The following is a 12,926-nucleotide window of genomic DNA, read 5'->3' on the forward strand; positions in this document are numbered from 1 at the left end:
GCAGGGTGATTTTGTGTATATTTGTGTATAATAGAGGCAAAGCGGCGAAATAGGACGCGCTGAGGGCGGAAGAAAATTCTGGCCTGGGAAAGGAAAGGCCTCTATGCAGGATTACTTTACGGATAAAGGAAAGACAGACATTCTGCGCAGCCCCCGCACGGGACTGTGGGAAATCATACTCCGCCAGGACAGGGAGCCTGTCATGCATGCGGACAGTGTCATGCTGGAACTTCTGGGGCTGGACACAGCGCCGGCGCCGGAGGAGTGCTGCCGGGCATGGTACGAAAGAATCTAGGATAGAGGGATGCCATTGTCTTCAGTCTCGTGTTTTTATGTGCGTTTATGCCATCCACGCTCCCCTGTCTGTCCCGGGCTTTACGGGGACGGCAGGGGACATAATCCATTTACATTTCCGGTGAAACATAGTACAATTGTGAAAGCAAAGAGAGCGATAAGCAAAGGAGCATATCCGGATATGAAAAAATACGATTATATATTGGTGGGAAGCGGTCTGTATGCAGGTGTGTTTGCCTGGTACGCCAGAAAGAACAAAAAGCGCTGTCTGGTGGTGGAGAAGAGGAACCACATAGGCGGAAACGTGTACTGCGAGGACGTGGAGGGCATTCATGTGCACAAGTACGGCGCCCATATCTTCCATACGGGCAACAGGAAGGTGTGGGAATTCGTGAATTCCCTGGCGGAGTTCAACCGCTACACCAACAGCCCGGTGGCTAATTATAAGGGCCAGATGTACAACATGCCCTTTAATATGAATACCTTCAGCCGCATGTGGGGCATATCCACACCGGATGAGGCCAAGGCCATCATCGAGAAGCAGAGGGCGGAGATTACAGGTGAGCCAAAGAACCTGGAGGAACAAGCCATCCGTCTGGTGGGAAGGGAATTGTACGAAAAATTAATAAAAGGGTATACGGAAAAGCAGTGGGGCAGGGATTGCAGGGAGCTTCCGGCCTTTATCATCAAACGCATACCTGTGCGGTATATCTATGACAACAATTATTTCAATGACCCCTATCAGGGGATTCCCATAGGGGGATATAATGCCATAGTGGAGAAGCTGTTTGAGGGCTGTGATATAGAGACTTCAGTGGATTACCTGGAACACAGGGAACACTATAACAGCCTGGGGGAGACCGTGGTATACACGGGCACCATTGACGCTTTCTACGGCTGCCGGTTCGGCAAGCTGGAGTACCGCAGCCTGCGCTTTGAGTCCCAGGTGCTGGACCAGGAGAACCACCAGGGAGTGGCGGTGGTGAATTATACGGACCGGGAGACGCCCTATACCAGGGTAATTGAGCACAAGCATTTTGAGTTCGGCACACAGCCAAAGACAGTGATTACCAGGGAGTATCCGGTGAGCTGGCAGGAGGGCATGGAACCCTACTATCCGGTGAATGACCAGAAGAACCAGGAGCTGTACCAGAAGTATGAGGAACTGGCAGGGGCCGAATCCCATGTATTGTTTGGCGGCCGTCTGGGAGAATATAAGTACTACGATATGGACAAGGTAATCGAGTCAGCCATGAACAAGGCAGAGGAGATTTTCGGATAAGACAGGATAAAGGACAGGAAGGATATACGGCAGATGACTAAGACACAGGACCGCCAGGTCTATCTGGATGTGGCAAAGGGCATGGGAATGCTGGGAGTGGTAGCCAGCCATTGTCTGGTGGAGACCAGCCTTGGCATTCTCTCTGACTGGTACGGCTTCTTTATGCTGGCTGTTTTTTATGTCTATACAGGGTGGCGGTATGCGCTCCGTTACGGGAAGGGAAGGACAGGCATATCCAGCCGGGAGATGGCAGGAAAAAGACTTATATCCCTGGGAATTCCATATGTGTGCTACAGCGTGCTGTTTATTTTCTCGCGGATATTCCTGGTGTGGCCTCAGCAGTATACCTTCCTGGTACTCATGTCCGACATCTATTATACAGGCACACTGGTGGGGTTAGAGACACTGTGGTTTCTGCCCAGCATCTTCATAGCGGAGCTGCTGCTGAATATGATATACGGCAGCCGCAGGAAAATGGGAATTGGGGCCTGTCTGGCCGGAGCGGCCAGTGTGTTCCTCATCCTCTATATCAATGGTTCCAGGCAGGACACCACGTTGTGGCGCGTCATACATCTGCCGATCATGGTGTATATCAAGGGCCTGGCAGGCTTCCTGCTGGCCCTGGGGGGAGTGTTTGCCTGTGATGCGTGGCAGAAGGCGTCCATGTACTTAAAGGGCCGGGCCGGTTTGGCGGCTGCGTTTCTGCTCATGTGTTCCGGCATCGCCCTTACGGTTTTGATTCCGGGGTGCGACTTTAATTTCCTGACTATGGAAAATCCGGTGTCCTGGATTCTGACAGCCTGGTTTTCCTCAGTCACCATCCTGATGTTTGGGGAGCGGGTGTCCGCCTGCGGCGGCAGCTGGAAGGAATGGCCGGTTTTCAGCCGGGTTCTTGTGCCCTTCTTTACATATTACGGAACACATTCCCTGACCGTCATGTGTACCCATCTGGTTCCTGTCATTGCATTTTTTAAGGTGACGGCAGGCAGAATGATGTATCCGGGAGTTTTAGGCAGTACGCCCTGGGATATCCTGCTTCTTGCCCTGGTGCTGGCGGTGGAGCCGGGCGTGGTGCGGCTGATTGAGACACGGCTGCCATGGATGAATGGAAGGAAGAAACGTTCAAAATGATTACGGTACTGGTGGCTTCATATAACGGAAGCAGATATATAAAGCAGCAGCTGGATTCCATACTGGCACAGGATGAGAAGGACATCCATATCCTGGTGTCGGATGACTGTTCCGCGGACGGCTCCGGGGAATTGCTGAAGGAATATGAGGAAAGACACCGGGACAGGATACTGGTGCTTTTCAGGAGAAAGCCTTCCGGGGGAGCGGCTGCCCATTTCCTGAAGCTCCTTAAGCTGATGGCGGATGCAGACCATAATCCGGATGCAGACCATAGTACGGATGCAGACCATGATACGGAGGCGCTGCCCGGGCCTTTGAGCCTGCTGTCAGAGTATGAGGTGACGGAAAACCAGCTGGCGCGTCTGGGGCCTCTGGCCAGGGCGGATTATTTTATGCTGAGCGACCAGGACGATGTCTGGCTGCCTCAAAAGGCGCGGATGCTGTCAGATAAGATGAAAGAGATGGAAGGAGAACCAGGCCATAGCAGGCTGCCCCTTTTGGTGCATTCAGACCTGACCGTGACGGATGAGGAGCTGCGGCCCATAGCGGACAGCTTCTTCCGATATCAGAAAATTTCCCCGGAACGCACCCGCCTGCCCCAGCTTCTGGTACAGAACAATGTGACCGGAGGCGCCGTAATGCTCAGCCGCAGTATGCTGCCTTATCTACAGGAAATTCCCGGGGTTTGCCTTATGCACGATGCATGGCTGGCCCTTATCGCGTCCTGCTTTGGAGAGATAGGATGGGTGGACCGGCCCCTGTACTATTACAGGCAGCATGGCGGCAACACCCTGGGAGCTGAGAAGGGAGACAACCTGGATTCTGTCAGGGCCCGGGTAAAGGACGGAGGCAGCGCCAGGGAGAATTACAGGAAGATGTTTGGTCAGGCGGAGTGCTTTTACCATATGTTTCGCAGCTGTCTGAACCGGGAACAGCAGGAAACGCTGGAGGCTTTCATAAGACTGCCGCGCTGCGGCCGGCTTGGAAAAATGGGACTTATGGTGAAGTACGGCTTTACCAAGAACACCCTTGTGCGTACACTGGGGCAGATGCTGTTCATTGGGGACTGACCAAAAGCCTGTTTCAGGGTGTATCTTGAGGCATCGGTCTGTCCGCGGTTCCATGAAGAAAGGAAGGAAAACAGGCATTGAATGAAAAACAGACAACGGCAAAGGTCTTAAACGGCCTGTTTTGGAAGTTAATGGAAAATGGAGGCGCCCAGGGCGTCCAGTTCCTGGTTTCCATCATACTGGCGCGTCTGCTCTCGCCGGAAGAATACGGTGTGGTAGGCGTGATTCTCATATTTGTCACCATTGCCAATGTACTGGTGCAAAATGGCTTCAGCACCGCATTGATTCAGAAGCGGAAGGTGGATGACACGGATTTTTCTTCGGTTTTCTTCTTTAACATGGCTGTATCCGCAGTCATCTACCTGGTATTGTATCTGTCAGCGCCCGGCATCGCATACTTTTATAATAACCAGGAGATGACGGCCCTGGTGCGGGTGCTGGCCGTGGTCCTGTTTCCGGGAGGGGTAATCTCCATACAGAATGCCTATGTGTCCAGGAATATGGAGTTTAAGGGCCTGTTCATATCCTCCTTTGCGGCATCCATGATATCGGGTGCAATCAGCATTTTCCTGGCCTACAGGGGACTGGGGGTATGGGCCCTGGTATGGCAGCAGATTGCATACTACTTTTTCTACATGCTGATTCTGTTTATGAGCATCAGCTGGAAACCCCGCCTTTTGTTCAGTATTCTGCGGATTAAGACCATGTTCGCCTTTGGATGGAAGCTGCTGTGCGCCTCCCTTCTGGATACGGTTTATAACAATATATACGGATTGGTGATAGGAAGAATTTACAATGAATCCATGCTGGGAAACTACAACCGCGGAGAGCAGTTTCCCAAGCTGATTGTCAGCAACCTGGGAGCCGCCATCCAGTCCGTTATGCTGCCTGTGCTGTCAGCCAGCCAGGACGAGCCGGAGCGTGTAAAGTCCATGCTGCGAAGGGCCATCACCGTCAGCTCCTATCTGGTGCTGCCCATGATGGCAGGTCTCATAGCCGTGGCCCGGCCCATGGTACTGCTGCTGCTGGGAGAAAAATGGCTGCCCTGTGTTCCGTTTCTGCAAATCATGTGCATTGCCTATTCTTTCTGGCCCATTCACATTGCCAACCTTCAGGCGCTGAATGCAATGGGGCGCAGCGATATATTCCTTAAATTGGAAATTGTGAAAAAGATGGTGGGCCTGGCGGTGCTGGTGGCGGGCATACGCTATAATCCTCTGGTGCTGGTGGCACTTAAGGCGGCCGCGGATTTCCTGTGCACCTTCATCAACGCATGGCCCAATAAACGCCTGCTTAACTACAGCATATTGGAGCAGTGGAAGGATATCATTCCGTCAGTGGCAGTCTCAATCCTCATGGCCGCGGCTGTCATGGCTGCGGGAAGATATGTTCCCGTGGGATGGCTGGGCCTGGGAATGCAGATTCTCTTTGGCGCGGTTGTGTATATGCTGGCATCCTGGGTTTTGGGGCTGGAAGTGTTCCGGTATATCAGGGGCCTGGCAATGGACAGGCTGCCCGGAAGAAAGTAAACAGGAGGAACGTAAAATGAGGACAGTGATTGTGACAGCCATAGGGTCTTTTTCGGCTGATATCGTCATTAAGAAATGCAGGGAGAATGGAATCCGGGTCATAGGCTGCGATGTGTATCCCAGGGAATGGATTGCGGACGCGGGGAACGTGGAGGTGTTTTATCAGGTTCCCTATGCAACGGATACAGACCATTATATAGGGACCATGATGTTCCTTTGCCGGAAGGAAGGGGCGGAGGCCGTCATTCCCCTGACGGACGCGGAGATTGATGTGTTCAATCTTCACCGGGACGAATTCAGTGAAATAAATGTAACCTTATGCATGTCGGACAAGGCCTGCATCGGCCTGTGCCGTGACAAGATGGAGCTGTACCGCTATCTGGAGGAGCATATGGAGGGAACCGTGATTCCCACTCTGCGCCTGGGGGACGCGGACCCGGATGAAATCAGGTATCCGGCTGTGTGTAAGCCCTATAATGGAAGAAGCAGCCAGGGCCTTAAGATGGTGGGATCCCGCCGCGAGATGGAGGGGTTTCTGGGGGAAACAGATCCGGCAGATTATATCGTCCAGCCCATGATAAAGGGAAACGTGGTCACGGTGGATGTGGTGCGAAGCCCTGAGCAGGGCACATGCGCAGCTATCTGCCGCAGGGAGCTTTTGCGGACTCCAAACGGAGCGGGAACCTCTGTGCTGGTATTCAGAAACCGCCAGCTGGAGGAACGGTGCCGGACCATTGCCGGGCTGTTGGGAATCAGGGGATGCGTGAACATGGAATTTATAGAGGACCGGGACGGCGTTTACCACATGCTGGAGTGCAATCCCAGATTTTCCGGCGGCGTGGAGTTTTCCTGTCTGGCGGGATATGACTGTGTGACAAACCATCTGCGTTGTTTTGAGGGAAAGGAAATAGAGCAGGACGGCAGTGTCACAGGCATGTATATTGCCAGGAAATATGAGGAATATATTACCAAGGTGGAGCGGTAGGGAGGTGTGACAGGATATGAGCGACAAAGTGCGAGGCGGCGCCGGGCCGCAAACCGCAGATACAACTATAATGGCCAGCATCAGCTGTGTTACATTTAATCATGTGAATTACATCAGAACAGCCCTGGACAGCTTTCTGATGCAGAAAACAGATTTTGCGTTTGAGATACTGGTCCACGACGATGCATCCACGGACGGTACCAGCGATATTATACGGGAATATGCGGCCAGGTATCCGGAAAAGGTGAAGCCGCTGATACAGACAGAAAACCAGTATTCACAGGGGATCGACAATATCAGCGGGGCCTTTAATTTCCCCAGGGCCAGGGGAAAGTACATTTTCATGTGTGACGGGGACGACTATTTCCTGTCCCCGGATAAGCTTCAGAAGCAGGTGGATTACATGGAAACCCACCCGGACTGTACCCTGTGTATTCACAGCGCCAGCATAGATTTGGTGGGAAAGGCGCTGACAGAGGGCCAGATGAGGCCGTACAGAAAGAGCCGCGTCCTGACCCCGGAGGAAATCATTGACAAGCCTTCGGGCTACGCCATGTCTTCCATGGCATTTCCGGCCCGTCTGGTGGGGGATCTGCCTGATTACTATGTGGACTGTCCCGTGGGGGATACGCCCATCCAGCTGATTGCGGCTGCAAACGGATACGGCTATTACTTTGACGAGGCCATGAGCGCCTACCGGGTAGGCGTGGCAGGTTCCTGGACCGTGGAGGGAAAGAGCGGGGATTACCAGGGGAAGCAGAGGGCTTACTGTGACCGCATGAAGCGCACCTATGAGCAGTTTGACAGGGCCACAGGGGGCAGGTTTAAGGAAGCGGCAGAGAGCGCTGCCCGCAGGACCTATTACCAGACAATGGTAAACACCAAGCAGTTTGAGGAGATATTCAATCCCCAATACCGCAGGTATTATAAAGAGCTTACGCCCAGGATGCGGTTTTTTCTGAGATTTGAGCATACCATGCCGGCAGTATATGAAATGGCGAGGAAGACGTTCATTGGAAAGTGATTCCAATGAACGGTTCCCCGCCATTTTGGATGTATACTCTAATATTACTGCTGGGCAAAGAGAGGATCCGTGGGATCCCAGTGCTGGTCTCCCGGAATAACCCACTCAATGGCCGGCCGGTCATAAGGGCCTGCCTTTGGCGAGTTGTAGATGGTCACCGTGGTGCCCAGTGCACAGTTGTCATATACCCATTTGGCGTCTCCGGAAAGGAGACGGACACAGCCGGCTGACTCTGCGATACCCAGATAATTATAGGTCAGCGGATCTAATGTCATGGGGTCCGGACGGCTGTACAGGATGGAGTGAATCAGGAAGCCCTTGTAGATACGCGTCGCGTACTGGGTGAAGATTCCGTGGTTCATGTCACGCCAACGGTACTTGGCCGGTGTCTGGAAGGTTCCAATCGGGGTATCCGGTCCGGTAGAGGTAAGATAGGTCTTTACCGGGATGATGAAGCCGTTGGCTCCGTCCTGTGCGAAGATGGTCATGCAGTTCATCTGCTTGTTGATGCTGATGAGGAACGGACCGCTGTTGCCCACAATGGGCTCTAAGTCGGTCAGCAGCTTGCCGGTCTCGTCAAAGTAATACTTGAAACCGTCTATGTACTGCCAGCCTGTTACAGGCGCATTGTTCACAAAGTAGTAGCGGTCCCTGTCATTCCAGGCCCATCCGGTAAATGGAACGCCGGTGCCGTTACTGTATGCCACTGCCCCGTCCACAACCTGGATTCCGTCCGGGAACGCTGCTTCCAATGGTTTCTCCATGTTGTAGGCAGCGCCTTCCACGCCTTTACCCCAGAGGGAGACCCTGAAGCCGCTCAGCACCTTTCCTGTACCCATGGTTCCTGCTGTTGCGCTGTTGCGCGCCCAGTTTAACTCTGTCCCATCGTTCAGGGTTGTGCAGTAGTAAATATCAAATGTGTTGCCCACAAAGCCGTTGAAACGCATCTGGATGGCCTCCACCAGGGCGCCGTCCTCCCAGACAGTGGTGTGGCCGCCGTTCATAGCCCAGTCGCTCCAGCCATGCGCGCTTGTATACGTCCTGTAAAGGATGTCGCCCACTATGTTGTTCAGATAGACGGACATGGAACGGAATCCCTGCTCCGACACCACCGGTGTATCGCCTATTACAGGATCGGTCCATGTGGTATCCGGACGGAGCACCTGAATCTGGACAAAAGGCGTATTGGCTGATGCCTGTCTGGCAGCTTCCTCTGCTGCAAACTGGGCTGCTGCGGCTGCCTCTGCATCGGCCTGCGCCGAGTCGTCTGCTGCCTGTGCCGCGTTCTGGTCCGTGGCAGAGGAAGACACGCTGTCTGTGCCGGCTTTAGCGGCTGCCTCAGTGCTGCCGGCTGCAGCAGCGCTGCCCCCATCGGCCTGTTCTGCCGGGGCTGCGTTGGCAGGAGCCACTGACTGCGGGCCGGAACTCTGCACGCCCCCACTCTGGCTTTCTGAAGAACCAGGGGAGGTTTGTTCGACTTTTGTGGAAAAAGCCGGACCATAAATAGAATCATCCTGCGCGGCCAATGCGGGTCCGGCCTGACCTAAGACCAGAAGTCCGGACAGAAGGGCTGCGACAGCACGCTTCGTTAACTCATTCATTCGTAACATCCTCCTGAATTTTATATAGATTACCATACATGTCTTAATCTATCATATTTGGCAGGAAAATTCCAGATGTGATTTACTTTTTACCCGCTATAATGTAAAATTGTAAACAAAATGACCTTAGAAAGACTAGAGAATGTAAGAAATAGGTGCCATAATATGGATTGGAATACAGAAACTGTTAATATCATTTATGCGTCTAATGACGGGTATGCCGGACATCTGGCGGCCTCCCTTTATTCCCTGCTGGACCACAGCAGGAACATCCCCCGGATGGACGTATATATCCTGTCCGTGGGAATGAGTGAGGCTTACCTTGAACGCCTGGCCTCTGTTGCGGGAAAATTCAGCCGCAGCCTTCATGTGGCGGAGCTGGGAAAACTGAGGGATCGGTTTGACTATGAGGTGGATACCAGGGGATTTGATATAAGCGCCATGGGGCGCCTCTTTGCCCCCAGGGTGCTGCCGGACTGCGTAAGAAAGGCTCTGTATCTGGACTGCGATACCATTGTGAACGGAAGCATCCGTCCCCTGTATGAGACAGAGCTTGGAAGCCATCTGGTGGGTATGGTGATGGAGCCCACGGTTTACAGGGAGATGAAGGAATCCATCGGCATGGAAAAGGATGAGCCTTACTATAATTCCGGAGTCCTGCTCATGGACCTGGAGGCGTGGAGAAACCAGGATGTGCTGGGGCAGCTGCTGGAATTTTACAGAAGCCATCAGGGCAGCCTATTTGCCTGTGACCAGGATACCATTAACGGCGCGCTGAGAGGCAGAATCATCACGCTGCCGGTCCGGTATAATTATTTTACCAACTACCGGTATTTCAGGTACAGGACCCTGGTGAACATGTGCGGGGCATACCGGGCAGTGGGGGAGGACGAGTACAGGCAGGCGGGAAAGGCCCCTGTCATCATTCATTATCTGGGAGACGAGAGGCCCTGGATAGCCGGCAGCCACAACCATTTCAGAAGGCTCTATGAGTATTATCTGGATAAGACTCCCTGGAAGGGAACCCCAAAACAGGAGGGAAAGAGGCTGTACATGCACATGTGGTGGGTGTTTAACCATGTGAGCCTTATCTGCCCTGCCTTCCGGCTGTGGATCAGCCGCAGGCTGGGGATGAGGCTGGTGGACAGCCGAAGGAAGCAGAAGGCTTTTGGAAGCGGGAAATGATATGGATAAGATAAGCATGATTATATTGAACTATAATGACTGCCGCACCACCCTGTCACTGGTAGATGAGGTCAGGGATTATGAGTGCCTGGACTGCGTGGTGGTGGTGGACAACCACTCATCCGATGATTCATGGAAGCTCCTCCGGACACTGAATGGCAGCGGAAAGGTCCACGCGCTTCGGCTGGAGCAAAACGGCGGCTACGGCATGGGAAACCAGGAGGGAATCAATTACGCCGTAAGCTGTCTGGAGGCAGACTATGTAATCATTGCCAACCCGGACATTCATGTGACGCCGCGCTGCATCCGGCGGGTAAAGGATGCACTGGACAAGACCCAGGGCGCGGTGGCTGCCTCAGCCAGGGTGAAGGACCCGCAGGGGGGAGAACTGTTTTCCTACTGGACCCTCCTTCCTCTGTGGAAGGACCTGCTGGATACGGGTTTGGTTACCAGACGTCTGTTTAAGGCCATGCTGAATACGCCTTCCTACAGGCTTGCGTATGCGGGGGATGAGGACTGCCGCCTGGTGGATGCGGTTCCCGGGTCCTTTTTTATGTTAAAGACAGGCCTTCTCACGCCGGGGGAAATAAAAGAAGTATTTGACAAACACATCTTTTTGTATTATGAAGAAAAGGTGCTGGGACAGAAGTTCAGGAAAATGGGTCTGAAGACCGTGCTGGTAACGGATGAGTCCTATGTCCATGCCCATTCTGTCAGCATTGACAAAAGCTTTAAACGGATCGTGGATAAGCAGAGGCTGCTTCACAGGAGCAAGCTGTATTACTATAAGGAGTATCTGGGAACCGGCCCGGCAGGCATGGCGGCAGCCAGGGCTGTTTTGGGACTCGTCCTGGCAGAGGTGTGGTTTCTGACCGTGGTGTGCAGGATGCGGTGGTAGGGCGGTGCGGGGAGGCGGGATTTGAGACGCAGGACGGCGCGCTGAGGCAGGCCTTGAGATGCATAGCGGCCTGCAGAAAGGACAAAATGACGTATGAACGGACAGGAAGATAAAGAGAAGGAGATACTGGTTACCCGGTCCTCCCTTCCTTCTTACGAAGAATATATAGAGATGATAAAACCCATATGGGACAGCGCATGGCTGACTAATATGGGGGATTTCCACAAACAGCTGGAAAAGGAGCTTAAGGAGTACATGGGAATCCGGAACATGGTGCTGTTTGTAAACGGGCACATGGCCCTGGAAATGGCCATCCAGGCCCTGGAGCTGACCGGCGAGGTGATTACCACCCCCTTCAGCTTTGCGTCCACCACCCATGCCATTGTGCGCAATAACCTGACCCCGGTATTCTGCGACATCAATCCGGAGGATTTCACCATGGACCCGGAAAAAATCGAGGCACTTATCACGGATAAGACCTCGGCTATTATGCCGGTCCATGTGTATGGAAACCTGTGCGATGTGGAGCGCATTGAGGCAATAGCCAGGAAACACGGGCTGAAGGTGATATACGATGCGGCCCACACCTTTGGGGAGCGGTATAAAGGAAAAAGCGTGGCCGAGTTTGGGGATGCCAGTATTTTCAGCTTTCATGCCACCAAGGTGTTTAACTCCATTGAAGGGGGAGCGGTAACCTTTAAGGAGGACTGGATGGAGCACCGTCTGAACTGCCTTAAGAATTTTGGGATTGTGGACCAGGACCATGTGGTATGGGTTGGCGGGAACGCCAAGATGAATGAATTCCAGGCAGCCATGGGACTGTGCAACCTGCATCATCTGGACCGGGAGATAGGGAAGCGCAAGAAGGTGGTGGAACGTTATCTGTCCGGCCTGGCGGGCGTGCCGGGTATTAAGCTGCCATCCTTCAAAGAAGGGCTTACGCCCAATTATGCCTATTTTCCTGTGCTCTTTGAAGGCTTTAAGGCTGACCGGGACCAGGTATACGACTGCCTGGCAGGGCACAGAATATACCCGAGAAAATATTTTTATCCCCTGATTAATGATTTCCAGTGTTATGAGGGCAGATTTTCCTCCAAGGATACGCCGGTGGCAGCCTATGTGGCGGACCGTGTGCTGACGCTGCCATGCTATGCAGACCTGGAGCTGGAGGATGTGGACCGTATCTGCGGCATTATCAGGGGGATGTAGGAGACGAACATGGATAAGGTACTGCTGGTGATACCGGCTTTTAATGAGGAAAAAAATATAGAGAGGGTGGTGGAGGACCTGGTCCGGGGCTTTCCGTATCTGGATTATGTGGTGGTAAATGACGGTTCCAGGGACAGCACAGCCAAAATCTGCAGGGATAAGGGATATAATCTTCTGGACCTGCCGGTGAATCTGGGATTGGCCGGATGCTTCCAGGCCGGTATGAAATACGCCTACAGGAAGGGGTACCGCTACGCCGTCCAGTTTGACGGAGACGGACAGCACAGGCCAGAGTACATTGAGGCCATGAGACAGAAGATGGAGGAAGGGTATGACATTGTCATAGGCTCCCGGTTTGTAACGGAGAAAAAGGGATGGTCGGTCAGGATGATTGGAAGCAGAATCATAGGCAGCGCCATCCGGCTTACCACCGGAACAAGGGTGACGGATCCCACTTCGGGCATGCGCATGTTTAACCGGAGGATGATAGAGGAATTCGCCCTTAACCTGAATTACGGACCGGAGCCGGACACGGTTTCCTTCCTGATCAAACAGGGAGCCAGGGTAGCGGAGCTGCAGGTGACCATTGACGAAAGGCTGGAGGGGGAGAGCTATTTAAAACCGCTGACAGCCGTCCACTATATGGCCAGGATGCTGATTTCCATACTTATGATTCAGAATTTCAGGAAACGCTAGTATTTTCCGGCTATCCTCCGGA

The 12,926-nt window shown here is 53.2% G+C and carries 12 protein-coding genes; 11 read left to right on the forward strand and 1 reads right to left on the reverse strand.

The features are described 5' to 3' along the window. The first annotated feature begins 103 nt into the window (after nt 1-103). The 7 genes from LA360_RS21220 to LA360_RS21250 all read left to right on the forward strand — a co-directional run bounded on the left by LA360_RS21220 (nt 104) and on the right by LA360_RS21250 (nt 7,315). Nucleotides 104-295, forward strand: a complete 192-nt coding sequence (locus LA360_RS21220; RefSeq protein WP_022201557.1) for a hypothetical protein — start codon at nt 104-106, stop codon at nt 293-295. A 180-nt stretch (nt 296-475) separates the two neighbouring features. After that, the gene (gene glf, locus LA360_RS21225) at nt 476-1,576 is read left to right on the forward strand and encodes a UDP-galactopyranose mutase (protein ID WP_022201558.1); all 1,101 of its coding nucleotides are present in this window, start codon (nt 476-478) and stop codon (nt 1,574-1,576) included. Between the two features lie 33 nt (nt 1,577-1,609). Further along, nucleotides 1,610-2,707, forward strand: coding sequence for an acyltransferase family protein (locus LA360_RS21230; RefSeq protein WP_022201559.1), 1,098 nt, complete (start codon nt 1,610-1,612; stop codon nt 2,705-2,707). After that, nucleotides 2,704-3,777, forward strand: a complete 1,074-nt coding sequence (locus LA360_RS21235) for a glycosyltransferase family 2 protein (RefSeq protein WP_022201560.1) — start codon at nt 2,704-2,706, stop codon at nt 3,775-3,777. Before LA360_RS21230 ends, LA360_RS21235 begins: the two co-directional genes overlap by 4 nt. 77 nt (nt 3,778-3,854) lie before the next feature. Continuing rightward, nucleotides 3,855-5,306 (forward strand): lipopolysaccharide biosynthesis protein, encoded by a 1,452-nt coding sequence (locus tag LA360_RS21240; RefSeq protein WP_022201561.1) that lies wholly within the window; start codon nt 3,855-3,857, stop codon nt 5,304-5,306. A 16-nt stretch (nt 5,307-5,322) separates the two neighbouring features. Beyond that, nucleotides 5,323-6,291 (forward strand): ATP-grasp domain-containing protein, encoded by a 969-nt coding sequence (locus tag LA360_RS21245; protein WP_057571514.1) that lies wholly within the window; start codon nt 5,323-5,325, stop codon nt 6,289-6,291. 16 nt (nt 6,292-6,307) lie between these two features. Further along, nucleotides 6,308-7,315 carry a glycosyltransferase family 2 protein gene (locus LA360_RS21250; protein WP_057571515.1) on the forward strand — a complete coding sequence of 336 codons (1,008 nt, stop codon included), beginning with the start codon at nt 6,308-6,310 and terminating at the stop codon, nt 7,313-7,315. A 44-nt stretch (nt 7,316-7,359) separates the two neighbouring features. Here the strand turns inward: LA360_RS21250 and LA360_RS21255 are convergent, their stop codons facing one another. Next, nucleotides 7,360-8,916, reverse strand: a complete 1,557-nt coding sequence (locus LA360_RS21255) for a L,D-transpeptidase (RefSeq protein ID WP_057571516.1) — start codon at nt 8,914-8,916, stop codon at nt 7,360-7,362. Nucleotides 8,917-9,081: 165 nt separating this feature from the next. Between LA360_RS21255 and LA360_RS21260 the strand changes: the two genes are divergently transcribed. The 4 genes from LA360_RS21260 (at nt 9,082) to LA360_RS21275 (ending at nt 12,904) form a co-directional block, all read left to right on the forward strand. After that, nucleotides 9,082-10,101: a glycosyltransferase family 8 protein gene (locus LA360_RS21260; protein WP_057571517.1), complete on the forward strand. Its 1,020-nt coding sequence runs from the start codon at nt 9,082-9,084 to the stop codon at nt 10,099-10,101. Between the two features lies 1 nt (nt 10,102). Then, nucleotides 10,103-10,999 carry a glycosyltransferase family 2 protein gene (locus tag LA360_RS21265; protein ID WP_022201473.1) on the forward strand — a complete coding sequence of 299 codons (897 nt, stop codon included), beginning with the start codon at nt 10,103-10,105 and terminating at the stop codon, nt 10,997-10,999. A 93-nt stretch (nt 11,000-11,092) separates the two neighbouring features. Then, complete coding sequence (locus tag LA360_RS21270) at nt 11,093-12,208, forward strand: DegT/DnrJ/EryC1/StrS family aminotransferase (RefSeq protein ID WP_057571518.1); 1,116 nt, start codon at nt 11,093-11,095, stop codon at nt 12,206-12,208. Nucleotides 12,209-12,217: 9 nt separating this feature from the next. After that, entirely contained in the window at nt 12,218-12,904 is a 687-nt protein-coding gene (locus LA360_RS21275) for a glycosyltransferase family 2 protein (RefSeq protein ID WP_022201476.1), read from the forward strand. The last annotated feature ends 22 nt before the right edge of the window (nt 12,905-12,926 follow it).

Source organism: Enterocloster clostridioformis, from assembly GCF_020297485.1.
Taxonomy (GTDB): domain Bacteria; phylum Bacillota; class Clostridia; order Lachnospirales; family Lachnospiraceae; genus Enterocloster; species Enterocloster clostridioformis.